This is a genomic window from Blattabacterium cuenoti, from assembly GCF_014251595.1.
Taxonomy (GTDB): domain Bacteria; phylum Bacteroidota; class Bacteroidia; order Flavobacteriales; family Blattabacteriaceae; genus Blattabacterium; species Blattabacterium cuenoti_Q.
Genome location: NZ_CP059192.1, coordinates 484,523 through 505,666 on the forward strand (window position 1 = coordinate 484,523; position 21,144 = coordinate 505,666).

19 protein-coding genes and 1 tRNA gene are annotated in these 21,144 nt (G+C 25.5%); 8 read left to right on the forward strand and 12 right to left on the reverse strand.

Going from position 1 to position 21,144, the window contains the following annotated elements; all coding sequences use genetic code 11:
- Positions 1–11: 11 nt before the first annotated feature.
- The 6 genes from dnaB to H0H66_RS02415 all read right to left on the reverse strand — a co-directional run bounded on the left by dnaB (position 12) and on the right by H0H66_RS02415 (position 7,295).
- Positions 12–1,571: a replicative DNA helicase gene (gene dnaB, locus H0H66_RS02390; RefSeq protein ID WP_185857842.1), complete on the reverse strand. Its 1,560-nt coding sequence runs from the start codon at positions 1,569–1,571 to the stop codon at positions 12–14.
- Positions 1,572–1,649: 78 nt separating this feature from the next.
- On the reverse strand, positions 1,650–2,606 hold the full coding sequence (locus tag H0H66_RS02395) for an acetyl-CoA carboxylase carboxyltransferase subunit alpha (RefSeq protein WP_185857843.1): 957 nt from the start codon (positions 2,604–2,606) through the stop codon (positions 1,650–1,652).
- An 18-nt stretch (positions 2,607–2,624) separates the two neighbouring features.
- On the reverse strand, positions 2,625–3,377 hold the full coding sequence (locus H0H66_RS02400) for a succinate dehydrogenase/fumarate reductase iron-sulfur subunit (RefSeq protein WP_185857844.1): 753 nt from the start codon (positions 3,375–3,377) through the stop codon (positions 2,625–2,627).
- Between the two features lie 20 nt (positions 3,378–3,397).
- Positions 3,398–5,422, reverse strand: a complete 2,025-nt coding sequence (locus H0H66_RS02405; protein ID WP_185857845.1) for a fumarate reductase/succinate dehydrogenase flavoprotein subunit — start codon at positions 5,420–5,422, stop codon at positions 3,398–3,400.
- A gap of 8 nt (positions 5,423–5,430) precedes the next feature.
- A complete protein-coding gene (locus H0H66_RS02410) occupies positions 5,431–6,078 on the reverse strand; it encodes a succinate dehydrogenase cytochrome b subunit (protein WP_185857846.1) in 648 nt (215 codons plus the stop codon).
- Between the two features lie 59 nt (positions 6,079–6,137).
- A complete protein-coding gene (locus tag H0H66_RS02415; protein ID WP_185857847.1) occupies positions 6,138–7,295 on the reverse strand; it encodes a cysteine desulfurase family protein in 1,158 nt (385 codons plus the stop codon).
- A gap of 268 nt (positions 7,296–7,563) precedes the next feature.
- Here H0H66_RS02415 and rny point away from each other — a divergent pair, with 268 nt between their 5' ends.
- The 3 genes from rny to lpdA all read left to right on the forward strand — a co-directional run bounded on the left by rny (position 7,564) and on the right by lpdA (position 11,619).
- On the forward strand, positions 7,564–9,135 hold the full coding sequence (gene rny, locus H0H66_RS02420) for a ribonuclease Y (RefSeq protein WP_185857848.1): 1,572 nt from the start codon (positions 7,564–7,566) through the stop codon (positions 9,133–9,135).
- A gap of 15 nt (positions 9,136–9,150) precedes the next feature.
- Positions 9,151–10,125 carry a deoxyhypusine synthase family protein gene (locus H0H66_RS02425; RefSeq protein ID WP_185857849.1) on the forward strand — a complete coding sequence of 325 codons (975 nt, stop codon included), beginning with the start codon at positions 9,151–9,153 and terminating at the stop codon, positions 10,123–10,125.
- A gap of 66 nt (positions 10,126–10,191) precedes the next feature.
- Complete coding sequence (lpdA, locus tag H0H66_RS02430; protein ID WP_185858249.1) at positions 10,192–11,619, forward strand: dihydrolipoyl dehydrogenase; 1,428 nt, start codon at positions 10,192–10,194, stop codon at positions 11,617–11,619.
- 10 nt (positions 11,620–11,629) lie between these two features.
- Here lpdA and H0H66_RS02435 read toward each other — a convergent pair whose 3' ends face one another.
- Together H0H66_RS02435 and H0H66_RS02440 are read right to left on the reverse strand one after the other, a co-directional pair.
- Positions 11,630–12,301, reverse strand: a complete 672-nt coding sequence (locus H0H66_RS02435) for a uracil-DNA glycosylase (protein ID WP_185857850.1) — start codon at positions 12,299–12,301, stop codon at positions 11,630–11,632.
- A gap of 36 nt (positions 12,302–12,337) precedes the next feature.
- Positions 12,338–12,682 (reverse strand): 4Fe-4S binding protein, encoded by a 345-nt coding sequence (locus tag H0H66_RS02440; protein ID WP_185857851.1) that lies wholly within the window; start codon positions 12,680–12,682, stop codon positions 12,338–12,340.
- A 22-nt stretch (positions 12,683–12,704) separates the two neighbouring features.
- Here H0H66_RS02440 and H0H66_RS02445 point away from each other — a divergent pair, with 22 nt between their 5' ends.
- The gene (locus H0H66_RS02445) at positions 12,705–13,751 is read left to right on the forward strand and encodes an acyl-CoA reductase (RefSeq protein ID WP_185857852.1); all 1,047 of its coding nucleotides are present in this window, start codon (positions 12,705–12,707) and stop codon (positions 13,749–13,751) included.
- Here H0H66_RS02445 and ribD read toward each other — a convergent pair.
- From ribD to H0H66_RS02465, 4 genes are all read right to left on the reverse strand, one after another.
- Complete coding sequence (gene ribD, locus H0H66_RS02450; protein WP_185857853.1) at positions 13,736–14,770, reverse strand: bifunctional diaminohydroxyphosphoribosylaminopyrimidine deaminase/5-amino-6-(5-phosphoribosylamino)uracil reductase RibD; 1,035 nt, start codon at positions 14,768–14,770, stop codon at positions 13,736–13,738. The two genes, H0H66_RS02445 and ribD, sit on opposite strands and share 16 nt — an antisense overlap.
- Before the next feature lies 1 nt (position 14,771).
- Positions 14,772–15,527, reverse strand: coding sequence for a shikimate dehydrogenase family protein (locus H0H66_RS02455; RefSeq protein ID WP_185857854.1), 756 nt, complete (start codon positions 15,525–15,527; stop codon positions 14,772–14,774).
- Between the two features lie 11 nt (positions 15,528–15,538).
- Positions 15,539–15,736, reverse strand: a complete 198-nt coding sequence (rpsU, locus tag H0H66_RS02460) for a 30S ribosomal protein S21 (protein ID WP_185857855.1) — start codon at positions 15,734–15,736, stop codon at positions 15,539–15,541.
- A 22-nt stretch (positions 15,737–15,758) separates the two neighbouring features.
- Positions 15,759–15,833, reverse strand: a tRNA-Val gene (locus H0H66_RS02465).
- Between the two features lie 56 nt (positions 15,834–15,889).
- Between H0H66_RS02465 and recG the strand changes: the two genes are divergently transcribed.
- The 4 genes from recG to H0H66_RS02480 all read left to right on the forward strand — a co-directional run bounded on the left by recG (position 15,890) and on the right by H0H66_RS02480 (position 21,136).
- On the forward strand, positions 15,890–17,989 hold the full coding sequence (gene recG / locus H0H66_RS02470; RefSeq protein ID WP_185857856.1) for an ATP-dependent DNA helicase RecG: 2,100 nt from the start codon (positions 15,890–15,892) through the stop codon (positions 17,987–17,989).
- Complete coding sequence (locus H0H66_RS02475; protein ID WP_238785046.1) at positions 17,973–19,919, forward strand: ATP-dependent helicase; 1,947 nt, start codon at positions 17,973–17,975, stop codon at positions 19,917–19,919. Before recG ends, H0H66_RS02475 begins: the two co-directional genes overlap by 17 nt.
- A gap of 92 nt (positions 19,920–20,011) precedes the next feature.
- A complete protein-coding gene (locus tag H0H66_RS03150) occupies positions 20,012–20,113 on the forward strand; it encodes a hypothetical protein (RefSeq protein ID WP_394366943.1) in 102 nt (33 codons plus the stop codon).
- Positions 20,114–20,122: 9 nt separating this feature from the next.
- On the forward strand, positions 20,123–21,136 hold the full coding sequence (locus tag H0H66_RS02480) for a cation diffusion facilitator family transporter (RefSeq protein WP_185857857.1): 1,014 nt from the start codon (positions 20,123–20,125) through the stop codon (positions 21,134–21,136).
- Positions 21,137–21,144 lie beyond the last annotated feature (8 nt).

Below are 21,144 nucleotides of genomic sequence, written 5' to 3' on the forward strand. Positions count from 1 at the left end.
TTTATTTTTAATTATTCAGATAAATAATTTTCATTATTGAAATCTATTTCATTTTCATTACTAGATTCTGATAATGGATCATTTTTAAAATCCTCAGGAGAGATAAAAAAATTTTCTTGATCGATAACATTTTTTTTGTAATCTTCTTCCCAAACTAATGAAGTTTGTTTCTTGTCTTCTAAATTTAAAAATTTAGCTTGATCACTTATAAATTTTAAACGAAATTTATCTAATCCTCCGTTTCTATGTTTAGCGATTATAATTTCTGCTTGACCTATGCAAGAATCATTATCTTCATCCGAATCCCAAATTTTAAATCCATAATATTCAGGCCTATAAATAAACAAAACTATATCTGCATCTTGTTCGATAGCTCCCGATTCTCGTAAATCAGACAGTATAGGTCTTTTACTTCCTCCTCTTGTTTCAACAGCTCTAGATAATTGAGATAAAGCTATGATTGGTATATCAAGTTCCTTTGCTATAGATTTTAAACTTCTAGAAATAACGGATATTTCTTGTTCTCTATTTTGTAGTCTAAAATTATGATCAGTAATTCCCATTAATTGCATATAATCTATAAATATCAATTTAATTCCATGTTTAGATATTAAACGACGACATTTTGCACGTAAACTAAATATAGATAAAGATGGAGTATCATCTATAAATAAAGGAACATTTTTCAAATTTTTTGTTTTATGTAACAAATGTTCCCAATCTAATTGAGATAAATTTGCTCTTTTAATTTTATCTGAAGATATACCTGTTTCTGACGAAATCAACTTTGTAATTAATTGAATTGAAGACATTTCTAATGAAAAAATGATGATTGGAATTTTTTGATTAACTACTATGTTTTTTACCATAGATAACATAAAAGTTGTTTTCCCCATTCCTGGTCTTGAAGCTAAGATAATTAAGTCAGAATTTTGCCATCCAGAAGTAATATTATCTAATTTATGAAATCCGGAAGAAATTCCACTCAACCCTTCTTTTTCTGTTTTTTTTATTTTTTCAATAGCTTTTTGTATAAGACATTGAGTAGTTTCAAATTTTTTTGTTATTAAATATTTTTGATTAATCTCAAAAAGCTTTGATTCTGCATGATCTAAAAGATCAAAAACATCTGTACTTTCATCATAACATTTTTGAATGAGATTAGAAGATATACTAATTAATTTCCTTAAAATAAATTTCTGTACTATGATACGACTATGATACTCTATATGTGCAGAAGAGATAACTTTTTGTGTTAATCCAATCAAATATAATTCTCCCCCTATTGATTCCAATTTTCCAATTCTTCGAAGTTCATTTAAAACGGTATATAAATCTATTGGTTTTGAATCATGATATAGTTTTTGTATTGCAATAAATATTTCTTGATGTTCTTTTTTATAAAAAATTTCTGGAAAAAGTATATCAATCACTTCATCTAATCCTTTTTTATCAATCATAATAGCTCCTATGATAGCTTCTTCTAAATCCAATGCTTGAGGAGGTATTTTTATTTTTTTTGTCATGGAATCAAAACGATATTTATTTGTTTCTTCCTGTTTACCAATCATTTTTAATAAATATTATTTCACGAAGTGAAGTGAATAGAATAAATAAGATAATATTAATTTAGATATAATCACAAAAATTTATTCATCAAAAAAACCAATAGAAATATACTTATTTTTTCTTTTTTGAATCAATAATTCTATATTAAATCCAGATAATTGTTTATAATGTTTAATAATTTGTTTTTTTACAAGTTTATAAGCTTTTTCAGGAAAAAAATGTGCACCTCCTAAAGGTTCTTTAATAACATTATCTATAAGATTTAATTTATGCATATTTTCTGCTGTTAATTTTAATGCTTCTGCTGATTTTTCTTTATTATCACGATTCCCCCAAAGTATTGTAGAACAACTCTCAGGAGAAATAACAGAAAACCAAGAATTTTCCATCATTGAAACCTTATCTCCTATTCCGATTCCTAAAGCTCCTCCACTAGCTCCCTCTCCTATAATCAAAACAATAATAGGAACTTTTAAACACATCATTTCATAAATATTTTTTCCTATAGCTTCTCCTTGACCTCTTGTTTCTGCTTCAATTCCAGGAAAAGCCCCTGGTGTATCAATAAAAGTAACAACAGGTTTTTCAAATTTTTCTGCTAATTTCATAAGACGTAAAGCTTTTCTATATCCTTCTGGATTAGGCATCCCAAATCTTCTATACTGTCTATCCTTAGTATTTCTTCCTTTTTGAGTTCCAATTAGCATAAAACTATGATCTTCTATTTTTCCAAAACCACCTACGATAGCTTTATCATCACCAAAATGACGATCTCCATGTAATTCCATAAAAGAATCTTTTTTTGTTATGTAATTTATGTAATCCAAAGTATAAGGTCTATTGGGATGTCTAGACAATTGTACTCTTTGCCAAGGAGTTAAATTACTGTGCAATTTTTTAATGGTTTCTTCCAATTTGAATTTCAATTGATTACAAACTTCTTTCATGTTAATCCCTGTTTTTTTTTCTATTAATATACAGTTCATATATTGATCCTGAATTTCTTGTATGGGTTTTTCAAAATCTAAATATTCCATATTCAAAAAAAAATATAATTAAGTAATAAAGGATTGTATATATTCACGATTCATAAAGGAAATATATTCTGTAGATATACCTTTAGGACATTCAACTTCACATGCTTTAGTATTAGTACAGGTTCCAAATCCTTCTTCATCCATTTTATTAATCATGTTTAAAACTCTTTTTTTTCTTTCTATTTTACCTTGAGGTAATAAAGCAAATTGTGAAATTTTTGCTGAAACAAATAACATAGCCGATCTATTTTTACATGCAGCGACGCATGCCCCACAACCAATACATGTAGCCGCATCAAAAGCTTTATCTGCTTGATCTTTTGAAATTGGAATCATATTTCCATCTATTGTTTTTCCAAATGTACTTACGGAAATGTATCCACCTGACATAATAATTCTATCAAAAGAAGATCTATCTACGATAAGATCTTTAATGATAGGAAAAGGCTTAGCCCTCCAAGGCTCTACATATATCGATTCTCCATCATGAAAATGACGCATATGAAGTTGACAAGTGGTAATTAAATTATCAGGACCATGAGCTCTTCCATTAATATATAATGAACACATACCACAAATCCCCTCACGACAGTCATGGTCAAATGATATAGGAGATGAATCTTGTTTCTTATTACATATGATTTGATTATTTAAAAGATCTAACATTTCTAAAAAGGAACTATTAGGAGATATATTGTCTATTTTATAAGTTTCAAAATAACCTTTTTCTTCTCTGTTTTTTTGTCTCCATATTTTCAACTTAAAATTCATAACAAAAATATTATATATTATTATTTATAAGAACGAGACTGTAATTTAACAAAAGAAAAATTCAAATCTTCTTTATGCATAATTTCATCACTTATGGGTTTATTTTTTTTGTATTCCCATACAGAAACATATTTATAATGAATGTCATCTCTCATAGCTTCTCCTTCTTTTGTCTGATATTCTTCACGAAAATGACTTCCACAAGATTCTTTTCTATTTAAAGCATCCATAGCCATTAATTCCCCTAATTCTAAAAAATCGGAAACACGTCCAGCTTTTTCTAATTCAGAATTTAATCCATCATCAATATTTCCAGGAACAAATACATTTTTCCAAAATTCATCTCTAAGTTCTTGTATATATTTTATAGCTTTGCATAACCCTATATGATTTCTACTCATTCCTACATACTTCCACATGATATTTCCAAGTTTTTTATGAAAAAAATCAACGGACATATTTCCGTTATTCTGAATAAGCTTTTGAATTCTATTTTTAACATTTATTTCCGATAATTGAAAAGCTATATGTTTTGTTGATATTTTTTCTGTCAAATGTTCAGATAAATAATCTGCTATAGTATATGGTAAAATAAAATAACCATCTGATAATCCCTGCATTAATGCAGAAGCTCCCAGTCGATTTGCTCCATGATCAGAAAAATTAGCCTCTCCTATGACATAACATCCAGGAATAGAAGACATTAAATTATAATCTACCCATAAACCTCCCATTGTATAATGTACTGCTGGATAAATTTTCATAGGAGTATTATAAGGATTTTCATTGGTAATTTTTTCATACATATGAAATAAATTTCCATATTTAGATTCCATTATTTTTTTTCCTAATTTTTTTTTATCCAAAAAATTAGGCTGTTTTATTCCAAGTTCATTAGCTTTTTCTTCTCCATATTTTTCTATAGAAAAACTAAAATCTAAAAAGACCCCTTCTTTGTTATCATTATTTTCTATTCCAAACCCTTTATCACAACGTTCTTTAGCGGCTCTAGATGCAACATCTCTTGGAACAAGATTTCCAAATGAAGGATATCGTCTTTCAAGATAATAATCTCTATTATTTTCAATTATATCTTCAGGTTTTTTAGTTCCATTCCGTATATAAACAGCATCTTCTAATTTTTTGGGAACCCATATTCTTCCATCATTTCTTAATGATTCAGACATTAATGTTAATTTAGATTGATAATTTCCATGAACAGGAATACAAGTAGGGTGTATTTGAGTATAACATGGGTTAGCAAATAATCCACCTTTTTTATGTACCTTCCATATAGCACTTGCATTAGAACCCATTGCATTGGTCGATAAAAAAAATACATTTCCATATCCTCCTGAAGCAATAACTATAGCATGTGCGGAATGCCTTTCTATTTCTCCGGAAACAAGATTTCTTGCAATAATGCCTTTAGCTATTCCATCTACAATAACTAAATCTAACATCTCATGACGGTTATACATTTTAATTCTTCCTTTTCCTATTTGTCTAGACATAGAAGAATAACACGCTAATAGGAGTTGTTGTCCTGTTTGACCCTTAGCATAAAAAGTTCTAGAAACTTTTGTCCCTCCAAAAGATCTAGTATCCAAATATCCAGCATAATCACGAGCAAATGGAACACCTTGGGCTACACATTGATCTATAATGTTAGAAGATATTTGGGATAAACGATAAACATTGGCTTCTCTAGATCTATAATCTCCTCCTTTAATTGTATCATAAAATAGTTGATAAACTGAATCGTTATCTCCTTTATAATTTTTAGAAGCATTGATTCCACCTTGAGCCGCCACAGAATGTGCTCTTCTTGGAGAATCTTGATAACAAAAAGCCTTCACTTTATATCCTAATTCTGACAAAGAAGCAGCAGCCGCCCCTCCAGCTAGTCCTGTTCCAACAACAATAATTTCTATGTTATATCTATTATTAGGGGCCACCAATTTCAGTGTAGATTTGTGATCTTCCCATTTATGAGTTAATGAACTTACTGGAATTTTCGAATTGAACTTAAGGGTATTTTCCATCAAAAATATTAATTAAAAAAAAACCAAACCGCAATAATAGAAAATCCAGAACAAATAATCCACAAATATAAATAACCAAATCTTCGTATCCAAGCCAATTTTTTCTGATTATATAAACCTAAAGATTGAAAAGAAGATTTAAATCCATGATTTAAATGAATACCCAAAATTAAAAATGAAAACACATATATAAATGTATAAAAAGGATTTTTAAACAAAGAAACAACTATATTATAATCAGATATTAAATGACGGGTTTTTGAATATTTCATGGGAATCATAAAATTAATAATATGTAAAATTAAAAAACATAAAATTAAAATTCCTGTATATACCATTGTACGACTACTAAATGAAGTCGAAAAATAATAATTTATCGCATAATCAACTTCTCCTTTTATTTTCTTATTTACTAAATGTAACTTTATTCCTAATAAAATATGTATAATGAATCCTATAGCAAGAACATATTCCATCATTCGAATAAATATGTTTTTTCTCATAAAATAAACAGCTTCATTAAAAGCTGTTTCTCCTGAGAAGAGAAATAAATTCACACTTAAATGCAACAATAAAAAAATCATTAAAAAAATTCCTGTAGTAGCCATGACCACTTTTTTTCCAATAGAGGATTGAAAAAAATTGCAATGATTCACTGTATTTTACATATTGATTTTAGTAAATATAAATAAGATATTTGAAAAATAAAATTACTCTATTTTCTAATTTTTTGAAGGGCTTTTACAAGCGTATCTATATCTTTTTTTTCATTAAAAATTCCAAAAGAAATTCTAATAGGCATTGTTTGATTTAATAAATATTTATCTTTTATTATAGATTGAATTACATGAGATTTTTTTGTAGTATGACTGTTACAAGAACTTCCTTGAGAAACAGAAACTCCCATTAAATCCAAATGAAAATATAATAAATGATCTTTTTTTGTAGGATATAAAAAATTTAATATAGAAGGAATACTTTTATCAATATGAGATGATAATCCATTAAAAATAATATTGGGAATTATTTTTTTCAATTCTGAAATACAGTAAAACTTTAAACTTTTCATTTTTTTTATATGATTAGAAAAATTGATATAAGATAGTCGTAAAGCCTCAGATAATCCAGCAATTCCAGGTATATTTTCTGTACCTGAACGAATTCCATATTCTTGAACTCCACCAGTTATAAAGGATTTCATTTTCCTTAAAATATTTTTTCTTATAAAAACAAAACCTATTCCTTTTGGACCATAAAATTTATGTGCACTTGCAGTAGCAAAATCAAAAGATAATTTTTCCATATCAATAGGAAAATTTCCTATAATTTGTATGGTATCTGAATGAAAATAAGCATTATATTTTTGACATAAAAAAATGACCTGATCTACTTCTAACAAATTTCCAATTTCATTATTGGCATACATTAAACTCACAAGTGTTTTTTTATATATATTTTTTTTCAATATTTTTTCCATATCATTAAAATCTAATATTCCTTTTTCATTAATCAAAATAAAATCTACAGATATTTTATATTGAGTAGATAAATCTAAAATAGTTTGTAATACCGATGGATGTTCTAATTCTGAAGTTATAATATGTTTAATATCTAAACTTAATACTGAAGATCTTAATACAAGATTGTTAGCCTCGGTTCCTCCTGAAGTAAAAATAATTTCAGAAGGAAATGCATTAATCTTTTTTGCGATACAAACTCTAGATTCCTCCAAAATTGAACGAGCTTCTCTTCCATAACTATGTTGCACAGAAGAAGGATTTCCTAATGAATATTTTAATGTATTTAACATGACTTTAACAACTTCATTTCTTATAGGAGTGGAAGCTGCATTATCTAAATAAACTCGTTTCATTTATAATCGAATATAATTGAAAGTTTGACAAAAGTTTGACATACAAATATATAATCTATTAAAATTCCGTTTTTTTTAAATATTTTTAATATAAAATATCAATAAAATCTCATCTTTAATTTTGTATATTTATTCGTGATTGTATTGGGATTCGATGAAAATATTTTATAGTATTCATTATAAAAAACTTTATAGTTTTTATTAAACATTTGTTGTTTTAATAATGTTATTAAAATGTCTATTTTATTTTTATTTAAATTGAGTGAGTATGAAAATAAATGTTGGATTTTCGGTCCTAATGGGGTTTTTGATTGGAATTATTACATGTTATTTTTTTGGAAAAAAAACTATATTAAAAAAATATATTCAATTGTTAGATAAAGCTAATTTTAAAGCAAGGAAAATTATAAAAAATGCAGAAAAAGAAGGAGAATCCATAAAAAAAAATAAAATGCTTCAAGCAAAAGAAAAGTTTATCGAACTTAAATCGAAACATGAAAAAGATGTTTTTTTAAGAGAAAAAAAAATAATTGATATAGAAAATAAAACAAGAGAAAAAGAGAATAGATTGTCTAAAGAAATAGAAATTTATTTCAGAAAAAATAATCGTTTAGAAGCACAAATACATGATTATGAAAAAAAATATAAAATTCTTAAAAAAAAACAAGAAGAATTTAAAAATATGCATATTCAACAAGTAGAATTACTTGAAAAAATATCTAATTACTCTTCTGAAGAAGCTAAAAATGAATTAATTGAAATTCTAAAAGGAGAAGCGAAAGTAAAAGCACAAACTCACATACAAAATATTATAGAAGAATCACAATTAACGGCAAAAATAGAGGCAAAAAAAATTGTAATTCAAGCGCTTCAAAGAATTGGAACAGAAGAAGCAGTTGAAAATGCTGTATCCGTTTTTAACATAGAATCAGATGATATTAAAGGTCGGATAATTGGACGAGAAGGAAGAAATATTAGAGCTTTAGAAAAAGCAACAGGAGTAGAAATTATTGTAGACGATACACCAGAGGCTATTCTTTTATCTTGTTTTAATCCTATACGAAGAGAAATAGCTAGATTAGCTCTTCATAAATTAGTTATAGATGGTCGTATACATCCAGCTAGAATCGAAGAAATAGTAGCAAAAACGGAGAAACAAATTGAAGAAGAAATAATAGAAGTAGGAAAGAAAAACATGATAGATTTAGGAATTCATGGAATACATCCTGAATTAATCAGAATGGTAGGAAGAATGAAATATCGTTCTTCTTATGGGCAAAATCTTCTACAACACTCTCGTGAAGTCGCCCATTTATCAGGAATATTGGCTTCTGAATTGGGATTAAATTCAAAATTGGCCAAACGTGCGGGTTTGTTACATGATATAGGAAAAGTTCCAGAAAACGAATCTGAACTACCTCATGCCATTTTAGGAATGCAATGGGCTGAAAAATATGGAGAAAATATAGAAGTTTGTAATGCAATAGGAGCACATCATGATGAAATAGAAATGAAAGTATTAATATCTCCTATTATACAAGTTTCCGATTCTATTAGTGGAGCTCGTCCTGGTGTAAGAAGAAATTCATTTGAATCGTATTCAAAAAGATTAAAAAATTTGGAAGACATTGCCTTTAGTTTTGATGGAGTTAAAAAGGCTTTTGCTATACAAGCAGGAAGAGAATTACGTGTTTTAGTTGAAAGTGATAAAATTGATGATAAAAAAGCTTTTCAATTATCTTGTGACATCACAGAAAAAATAAAAAACGAAATGACTTATCCTGGTCAAATTAAAGTAACAGTGATTAGAGAAACTCGAGCAGTACAAATAGCTAGATAATAAAATAATAAAATTATGAAAGACTCTCCTATTACTTCTTTTATCAAAAAATACTTTCTTCATTTTAATGCTTTGACTTTATCAGAAGCAGCTAAAGCATATAAATATCACATTCAAAATAATGGAAAAATGATGATCACAATAGCAGGAGCAATGAGCACTGCAGAACTAGGTAAAATTTTATCTGAAATGATACGAAAAAATCAAGTTCATATTATTTCTTGTACAGGAGCTAATTTAGAAGAAGATATATTGAATTTAATCGCTCATTCTTATTACAAAAAGATACTCAACTATAGAGATTTAACTCCTGATGAGGAAAAAAAATTCTTAAAAAAAGGTTATTATAGAGTAACAGATACTTGTATTCCAGAAGAACAAGCATTTAAAGAATTACAAAAGCATATATTAAAAGTATGGACAAGAGCCAAAGAAAAATCAGAGCGTTATTTTCCTCATGAATATATTTATCAATTATTATTAGAAAATATTTTAAAACCCTATTATGATATGGATTCGGAAGATAGTTGGGTATTAGCTGCTGCAAAAAAAAATATACCTATAATAGTTCCAGGATGGGAAGATAGTACAATGGGAAATATTTTTTCCTCATATTGTATGAAAAAAATATTTCAACCTTTTCTTGTAAAAAACGGAATTGAATATATGATTTTTTTAGCCAAATGGTATCAAAAAGAATCTATCAAACATAAAATAGGTTTTTTTCAAATTGGAGGTGGAATATCAGGGGATTTCCCTATTTGTGTCGTCCCTATGTTATCTCAAGATATTGGATTTTATCCGACTCCATTTTGGTCTTATTTCTGTCAAATTTCTGATTCAACAACGAGTTATGGATCTTATTCTGGAGCTATTCCCAACGAAAAAATTACTTGGGGGAAACTTGATAAAGATACTCCAAAATTTATCATTGAATCAGATGCAACTATAGTTGCTCCCCTTATTTTTGCATATATATTAAATATGTAATTATTTATTTTAAATTTTAATCTATGTAACTTTGAATATAAAATATAAATATAAAATATTTTTGTGATGAATATATATGATCTTATTGTTATTGGATCTGGTCCAGGAGGATATATATCCGCTATCAGAGCAAGTCAACTAGGACTTCGTACGGCTATTATAGAAAAATATCAAAAATTAGGCGGAACATGTTTAAATGTGGGCTGTATTCCTTCTAAATCTCTTTTAGATTCTTCTAAATATTTTTCGTTAGCTAAAAATGATTATTCTTCACATGGAATTTTTTTTGAAAAACTATTTTTTGATTTCAAAAAAATGATGGATAGAAAAAATGAAGTAGTTAAAAATATAAATAATGGAATCAAATATTTAATGAAAAAAAATAAAATTGATTTATATCAAGGAATAGGTTCATTTAAAACTCAAAATATTCTGTCCATAAACATAAAAGATAAAGAATCGTTACAAGAAAAAGAAAAAATAAAATTCAAATACTGTATAATATCCACAGGATCTAAACCTTTATGCTTCCCCCACTTAAATTTTTCTCTAAAAAATAGAATTATTTCTTCCACAGAAGCTATTAATTTAAAAGAAATTCCAAAAAAATTAATCATAATTGGAGGAGGGATAATCGGATTAGAATTAGGTTCTATTTTTAATAGATTGGGGAGCAAAATTATTATTATAGAAACCATGGATCGAATTATATCAAATATGGATGACTCTTTAAGTCAAGAAATACGAAAAATATTAGAAAAATCTTCTATTCAAATAGAAACCTCTTTATCTATTTGTAATGTTTTTAAAGAAAACAATGAAGAAATATCTGTTATTGGAAAATATTCCAATCATGAAAAAAAAATTAAATTCACAGGAAATTATTGTTTATTGTCAATAGGAAGAAAACCGTATACGAAAAATATAGGTTTAGAAAATATAAATATTAAAATAAATAAAGAAGGATTTATAGTTGTAGATGATGATTTACAAACATCTGTAAAAAATATATATGCAATAGGAGATGTGATTGGAGGAAAAATGTTAGCACATAAGGCTGAAGAAGAAGGATTATATGTAGTAGAACACATAACAGGACAAAAACCAAATAAATTAAATTATGATTTAATTCCATCTATAATTTATACTTTTCCTGAAATAGCAAGTGTAGGTCGATCAGAACATGAAATCAAAAAAGATAAAATAGAATATAATATAGGAATTTTTCCTATGAAAATGCTAGGAAGAGCTCGTGCTAGTGGTTATACGAATGGATTTTTAAAAATGATTTCTCACAAAAAAACAGATGAAATATTAGGTGTTCATATAATTTCGGATCATGCTGCAGATATGATTATGGAAGCATCTATTGCTATGGAATTCAGATCTTCTTCAGAAGACATATATAGAATATGTCATCCTCATCCTACCTTCAGTGAAGCATTTAAAGAAGCCGCTTTATTGAACTTCGAAAAACGCTCTATACACATGTAATCACACATTTTTAATGCCAAAAAATAGTTTTTTTTCCTATTCTTTTTAAGAAATCGTTTGTTTTTTTAAAATGTTTAGAACCCAAAAAACCCATATGAGCAGAAAAAGGGGATGGATGTGAAGTTTGTAAAACATAATGATTATGAAGAAAGTTAATCAAAGATATTTTTTTTTGAGCATATTTACCCCATAAAAGAAAAACAATATTTTGTTTTCGATTAGAAACCGTTCGTATTATTTGATCTGTAAAGAATTCCCATCCTATATTTTTATGAGACATAGGAACTCCTTTTCTGACTGTTAATATTGAATTAAGTAATAACACTCCTTGTTTTGCCCAATGAATTAAAGATCCACTATAAGGAAATTTTTTTTCTAAATTTAAAGAATGATTTACTTCTATAAAAATATTTTTTAATGAAGGAGGAAAAGGAATACCATCAGAAACTGAAAAACAAAGACCATCAGCTTGATGATCCTTGTAATAAGGATCTTGTCCTAAGATAACTACTTTTAATTTTTGAAAAGAACAATATTTCAAACAAGAAAATATATTTTCTTGTTTAGGAAAACAAATAAAATGATGATACTCAATTTTAAGAGTTTTTAATAATTTTATAAAATAGGGTTTATGATATTCATCTTTTAATAAAAAATTCCAATCAAAATTGGTATTTTGCATTATTATTAGGTTTATTGTTTTTTGAATTAAAATTCACTATGAATTACATGAATTTTCATGTAAAAGAATTTTTTTTTTCATAAGTTCCTCTATATTTTCATAATGTTTTGGATCCGGAACACAACATTGAACTGGACAAATTATAACACATTGTGGTTGATCATAAAAACCTACACATTCTGTACATTTTTCATGAACGATAAAATATATGTCTTTTTTTTTAGGTTCTTGAAATATAGTTGGATCCAACGTTTTGTTTTTTATCAAAGAAGTTCCATCTGACATTCTCCATTTTTTTCCTCCCTCATAAATAGCTTGATTAGGACATTCGGGTTCACAAGCCCCACAATTTATACATTTTTCTGTAATTTTTATGGACATTTAATTTGAAAAAATTTTAATAATGATTAAAACTTTTGACCGTTTAGGATCTTTTTTAAGAGAAGTTAATAATTTTTATACACATAAAAAATCTTTTTCTCAAGATTATAAAGAATTTTTTCCTCCTTTTCAAGATCTTATTAAAAAAATAACTATTACGAACGATTGGTTTAGAATCGAAGATTTATTAATAACTTTTGATCAATGGGGAAAAAATCTTAAGAAAGAAAAACTAGAATATTGGATGAGTCAATATAAATTGAAAAAAAAAAATATAAAAAAAATTCTTGTTATTATGCCTGGAAACATTCCAATGGTAGGTTTTCATGATTTTTTATGTGTTATTTTATCAGGACATAAAATAATAATTAAACTATCAAAAGAAGATAATCTATTACTTCCATTTTTGTGCAAAATCATAATACATGAAAACCCCATATTAAAAAATAAAATCAAATTTACAAATAACATTTTTTGTGAAAAATTTGATTATGTAATAGCGACTGGAAATCATAATACAGCTCGTTATTTTGAATATTATTTTAAGATATACCCTATGTTACTCAGAAAAAGTAGAACCTCTATTGCTGTCTTACAAGGAAATGAAACAGAAAAAGAATTAATTTATTTAAATCGTGATATATTAACTTATTCAGGAAGAGGATGTCGAAATGTGGGAAAAATATTTATTCCTCATAATTATGATATTCATTTAATATTGAAAAAATCATCTGTATATGAATATGTTACAAAAAATTATAAGTATATAGATAATTATAAATATTATCTATCTATCTATACTATGAACAAAGTTTTTTTTCAAAAAAATCATTTTGTTATTTTCAAAAAAGAAAAAAATGATTACAGCCCAATATCTGTTGTTTATTATGAATTTTATAATAAAAAGAATATTAATCAATTAAAAAAAATAATTTTGGAAAAAAAAGAACACATACAATGCATAGTATCTAAAAACTTTTTAGAAAAAGAAATTTATTTTGGACAGACACAATATCCAAAATTAGAAGACTATTCAGATGAAATTGATACAATTCAATTTTTGAATTGATAAATAATGAGTTGATCTTCATCTAAATTCTTTTTATGAGATTTAATTCCTCTTGTTATTTTAGGTCCCTTTAATCCATTTTTTAACAAAACATTGCATATAAAAATACGACATTCATCCCAAACATTTTCTTTTATAAAATTTTCCAAAGTTTTTTTTCCTCCTTCCACTATTAAAGATAATATTTTCTTTTTATACAAAAAATTTAATATCTGATTGATTATTTTTTTTTCAAAAGAAATTTGAATATACTCTATATTTTTTTTATTTTCTCTATTGATTCCTGTAAATACAATAGTATGTTGAGATCCATCCAAAATAAAAGAAGAATTAGAAATACTCAGTTTTTGATCAATAAAAATTCTAATAGGATTTTTTCCAAACCATTTTCTTACGTTTAGTCTTGGATTGTCATTTAATACAGTTTTCCTTCCTACTAAAATTCCATCCTCCTCAGATCTCCATTTATGATTTAGCTGCCTAGCATATATTCCACTAATCCAATGATTTTTTTTAGTATATGAAGATATAAAACCATCATCACTTTGTGCCCATTTTAATATGATATAAGGACGTTTTTTTTCATAAAAAGTAAAAAAACGTTTATTCAAAATTCTACATTGATCTATCAAAACATTTTCTATAACTTCAATCCCATATTTTTTTAATTTTTTTATTCCTAATCCTTTGACTTTATGACAAGGATCTTGTATTCCCACTACTACTCTTGGTATATTTTTTTTAATAATCAAATCGACACAAGGAGGAGTTTCTCCAAAATGGACACATGGTTCCAATGTAACATATAAAGTACAATCAAAAAATAAATATTTATTTTTTATATTATTAATAGCTAAAAATTCAGCATGATACATTTTTTTTTTGTAATGCCATCCTTCTGACAAAACAATTCCATTTTTTTCTATAACACATCCAACCATAGGGTTTGGAGATGTAAGTCCTAATCCGTTTTTAGCTAGTTGTATAGCTCTTTTCATAAAAATTTCTTTATATTTCATATTATATTTTCCATATCTTCCAAGATTCTTCTGCTTGAAGATATAACATTTCTAATCCATTTTTTATTAAAGCTCCTTTTTTTTCTGCATTTTTCAAAAACAAGGTCTTATTAGGATTATAAACCATATCATAAAAATAATGTTCATAAGATACGTGTTGATAAGGTAAATATGGACATGAATTTATATTAGGATATGTTCCTATAGGAGTACAATTGATAATAATTTTATATTCTTTCAATAAATTTTTATTTATATCTTCATAAACTAAAAAACCTTTATTTTTGTTTCTAGAAACATATTGATATGAAATTTCTAATTTTTTTAAAACAAATGAAACTGTTTTAGAAACACCTCCAGTTCCTAAAATTAGAGCTTTTAAATTTTTTTTATTATGAAATTGGATTAACCCTTTTTTAAAAGAACATTCAAAACCTAAAACATCTGTGTTAAAACCAGTTATGCATTGATCATTAATTTTTATCACATTTACAGATCCTATAGATTTTGCTTCAGACGTAATTTTAGTTAAAAAAGAAATTATACTCTTTTTGTAAGGAATAGTTACATTACATCCTTTTAGATAAGGATTTTGAAAGATTAACGATACATTTTCGATTTTAGGAATATCAAAAATTTCATAATCAACATTGAAAATAAATTCTTTTTTAAATTTTTTTAAAAAAAATTTTCTCGAAAAAGAATATTCAATATTTTTTCCTATCAAACCATAAATTTGGGTTATTTTATTTATCATAAAATAAAAATCTATTCTTCTTTCTTCAATTTCATACGTTCTATATATTTTGCTCTCAATATTTCATTTCTTCTTCCTTCAGAAGGTTTTATATATTGTTGTTTTTCTCGAAACTCTTTTAGAATACGAGTTTTATCAAATTTTTTTTTACACTTTTTTAAAGCTTTTTCAATTGATTCTCCTTCTCTAATAGTGGTAATTAAGATCATAAAATTGAATAAATAATTTTTGTGGACATTATCGGATTTGAACCGATGACCTCTATTCTGTCAAAATAGTGCTCTAAACCTACTGAGCTAAATGTCCTTTAAAATCAACAAAATTAAGTATTTTTTGATATATAATGGATTACAATTTATTTTATGTCCTGCAATATTCTAAATAAATCTATAAAATATTTAAAAGGATTGAGTTTAAGAAAAGCTGATTTATTTAATCATGAATTAAACCTTTATACATACGAAGATTTACTTTTTTTTTATCCTAAAAAGTATACATATTTATCTACAAAAAAAATATCAGAATTATCAAATCATAATCATAATGATTTTGTCAAAATAATAGGAAAAATTCATAAGATTGAAGAAATCAACTATAAAAATAAAAAAGGAAAAATGTTAGTCGCTTCTTTGGAAGATAGAACAGGTTTGATTGAATTAGTTTGGTTTCAAAAAAATAATTTTATAAAAAAAAATATAACAGAAAATATTAGAGTAATCGTTTATGGAAAAATAAATTATTTTCAAGATAAACTTCAAATCATTCATCCCAATATTAAAGAATTTAATGATTCAATAGAAAATCATTCTATATTTCCTGTATATTCTATTCCTAAAAACTTGATAAAAAAAGGAATTAATAATTTTTTTATGATCAGTTTGTTACAAAATCTTATAAAGGAATTAAAAAATGATATTAGTGAATTTTTTTTTCAAGATTTTATGAATAAAAAATTAATGTCAAGAAAAAAAGCTTTAATTCAAATTCATTTTCCAAAATCTTTAGATTTTTTATTACAAGCACAATATTCTTTAAAATTTGAAGAGTTATTTTTATTAAAACTATTTTTTTTATCTAAAAAAGAAAAAGAAATCGTATACAGTTATCCTTTTACAAAATTAGGTAAGAATTTTCATAATTTTTACAAATATTTTATACCTTTTACTCTAACAACAGAACAAAAAAAAGTGTTTAAAGAGATATGGATTGATTTAAAAAAAAACACTCAAATGAATAGATTATTACAAGGAGAGGTGGGGTGTGGTAAAACTATTATAGCTATATTGTCAATGCTTGTAGCTTTAGATAACGGATTTCAATCTTGTTTAATGGCTCCTACTGAAGTTTTAGCTATACAACATTATTCTTCTATCAAGAAAATGGTTTCAACAATTGGAATTAAAATCGCCTTATTAACAAGTTCTATTTCTGATTCTATTCGAAAATCTTTATATCATGAAATATTAAAGGGACAAATTTCTATTGTAATAGGAACCCATTCTTTAATTCAAGAAAAAGTTAAATTCAAAAATCTTGGATTAGCAATCATAGATGAAGAACAACGTTTCGGAGTAGAGCAAAGAGAAAAAATTTGTAAAAAAGATAATAAAGCTCCTCATATACTCATTATGACAGCTACTCCAATTCCTAGAACTTTAGCAAAAATTATTTACCATGATTTGAATATTTCTATTATAAAAGAATTGCCTTTAGGAAGAAAACCTATTAAAACTATTCATTTTTTTAACAAAAATCGAGATCAAGCTTTTAAAATAGTGAAAGAACAAATTTCAAAGGGAAGACAAATTTATATTATATATCCCACAATTAATACTTCTTTAAAGTATAAAAATTTAATGAAAGGATATCAAGAAATTAGAGAAAAGTTTAAAAATTTAGAAAAAAAGATTGGAATTTTACATGGTGAAATGAATTTTCAAGAAAAAAATATACAAATTAATCGATTTTTATGTGGAGAAACTAAAATTTTAATAGCAACTACAGTTATAGAAGTAGGAGTGAACGTTCCTAATGCGTCCGTTATTTTAATAGAAAATGCAAATTTTTTCGGATTGTCTCAATTACATCAATTGAGGGGAAGAGTAGGAAGAGGAATTCATCAAAGTTATTGTATTCTTGTCACTGATCATAAAATTAGTGTAGAAGGTTTTTTTAGAATCAAAAAAATGTGTGAAACAAATAAAGGATTAGAAATAGCTAAAGAAGATTTAAAATTACGTGGTGGTGGAGACTTAATAGGAACAAAACAAAGTGGAAAAAATTATTTTTGTATTGTAAATCTGATCAGAGATTATAAATTGATAAAAGAAGTTTTCCCGATTGCTAAAAATTTTTTTCATAAAAATCCTAATTTTTTTAATAATAAAAAAAATATTTTTTACGAATACTATAAAAAAAAATGGAAAAATTTAATGAATAAACACCATGAATTATCTAAATAAAGATCAACATAAAATCATAGAAACCTTTAATGTTCCTATTTTAGTTATTGCTGGAGCAGGATCTGGAAAAACTCGTGTTATTACACACCGTATTGTTCACATGATTCAAAATAAGGGAATATCTCCTTTTAATATATTGGCTTTGACTTTTACCAAAAAAGCTGCTAAAGAAATGAAAAGTCGTATTTCTAACATGATGATCAATCCCAACAATTTGAATCAAATCACATTGGGAACTTTTCATTCCATATTTTCTAGTATTTTAAGAAAAGAATCCCATTATCTAGGGTTTAAGTCAAATTATACCATTTATGATCATAAAGATTCAGAAAATGTAATCAAAAAAATATTAGAAAATGTAGATGTATTTTTTAATTATAAAGAAATAAGAAGAAAAATTTCTGAATATAAAAATAATTTATATTATTTATTATGTGATAAACAAAAATTAGAAAATAAAAAATTAGAACTTTTTACTAAAATATATGAATCTTATATAAAGCGTTGTTTTCAAGCAAATGCTTTAGATTTTGATGATATATTGCTTTATACTAATCATTTATTTTTTCATTATCCAAAGGTACTTGAAAAATATCAAAATCAATTTAAATACATATTAATTGATGAATTTCAAGATACAAATTTATCTCAATATACTATTATAAAAAATTTGGTTTCTAAACACAAAAATCTTTTTGTAGTAGGAGATGATGCTCAAAGTATTTATGCTTTTCGTGGAGCTAATATTTCAAATATATTAAATTTTAATGTTGATTATAGTAATGCTAAAATTTTTCGTCTTGAACAAAATTATCGTTCCACTAATTATATCGTACAAGCTTCTAATAGTATCATTTCTTTTAATCAAAATCAAATTTTGAAAAAAACATGGACAAATAATGAAAAAGGAGAAAAAATAAAAATATATTGTGCTTTTTCTGAACTCGAAGAAGCAGAATATATCGCTTCTTCTATTCTTTCAATAAAAAAGAAAACAAATTTTCAATTTGAAAATATTGCTATTCTTTACAGAGCAAATGTTCAATCACATATTATAGAATCTTCTCTTAAAAAAAAAAATATTCCATATCATATATATGGATCCATACCGTTTGAAAAAAAAAAGGAAATTCGAGATGTTTTGGCGTTTCTTAGGATCATTGTGAATTCAAATGATGAAGAATCTTTATTACGTATTATAAAAAATTTAAATCCCAAAATCACGAAAAACATATTGAATTTATCCAAAAAAAAAGAAGCCCAAGTTTATGAAATAATTAAAAATATTGAAAATTATCAATGTTATTTAAAAATAAATAATAAAACGAAAAATAAATTCGTCAATTTATTTTTGACAATAGAAAAACTGCGTATTAGTTTAGAACAAGAAAACGCATATATCATAGCAAAAAATGTAGTAAGTTTTTTGTTAAAAGAAAATTATAAAAATTATAAAAACGAATATTTTCAATATATACTTGATAATATATTTCAATACGTTCAAGATCAAAAAAAATTAAAAAATGAAGGGGATTCAAGTTTAGCTGGGTTCATTCAATGTTTTTATATGGAAATACATGAAAATATTCATCATAAAGACAATGAAAAAAACAAAATTTCATTAATGACAATTCATTTATCTAAAGGATTAGAATTCTCCATTGTGTTTATTACAGGATTAGAAGAAAATTTGTTTCCATCCAAATCTAGTTTAGAAGATCCGTTTAAAATCGAGGAAGAACGTCGTTTATTTTATGTTGCTTTGACTCGAGCCCAAAAAAAAGTAGTACTTACTTATACAAAGTATAGATTTATATGGGGAAAGAAAAAAAAGAATATACCTAGTCGTTTCATTAACGAACTTAATAAAAACTTTATTGATATAGAAAATCATAAATCTATATTAGAAAAAAAAAAATTAATTCTTTAAATCATTTTAATATTAATCATCAAAATTCTAAATGTTTAGAAATTAAAAAAGGAATAAAAGTTTTTCACAAAAATTTTGGAGTAGGAACTATTATAGAATTACAAAATCAAAATCAAATAGCTCTAATAAAATTTCAAAAATCAGGAAAAAAAAGAATTTTGATAAAATTGAATAAACTTGTTATTTGCTCATAACAAAAATTTATGGATGATTCAAAAAAAATTAAATTAAACTTTTATTTTCAGAAAATAATTTGTTTTGTCGCGATTATTTTATTTTTCATAAAATTAGTGACTTGGCATATTACTTCTTCCCTTTCTATATTTAGTGATGCAATGGAAAGTTTGATTAATATTATTAGTGGTTTTATCGGATTATGTAGTCTTTATATATCATCTTTACCTAAGGATCAAAATCATCCATATGGACATGGTAAAATAGAATTTATATCAACAGCTATAGAAGGTTTTTTAATTTCTGTAGTAGGAATTTCTGTTTTTATAAATACTTTTATACGTATTAAATATAATATGTATGAAGTTATTTTATCGAGATTAGATTATGGTATTTTTTTGATGTTTTTTACTGGAATTATTAATTATTTTTTAGGATTTTTAGCCTGTAAAATAGGAAATCAGAATGGAGCCTTGACATTAATTGCTAGTGGAAAACACCTTCAAATTGACACTTATTCTACTTTTGGAATAGTTGTAGGATTAATTTTACTGAATGTAACCAAATGTATATGGATAGATCCTATTATTTCTATTATTTTCTCATCCTTAATTTTGTATACGGGATTCAAATTGTTGAGAAATGCTACAGCTGGAATTATGGATGAATATGATAAAAAACTTTTAAAAAAATTGTCTTTATATCTTAACGAAAAAAGAGATATTAATTGGATAGATCTTCATCATTTGAAAATCATTAAATATGGAAGTGCATTGCACATAGATTGTCATCTAACCGTTCCATGGTTTTTTAATATAAAAGAAGCAAATCAAGAAGTAAAAAAGTTAACTCAATTGACTAAAAATGAATTTGGATCTAAAGTAGAATTATCGGCTCACATTGAGGCTTGTTCTAATAATCATTGTACGTTTTGTTTAAATCATTATTGTCAAGTAAGAAAAAATGTTTTTCAAAAAAAAATTCTTTGGACTCTAGATAAAACATCTTATTATAACAACAACAATAAAAATCCTAAACTTTAAATAGATAT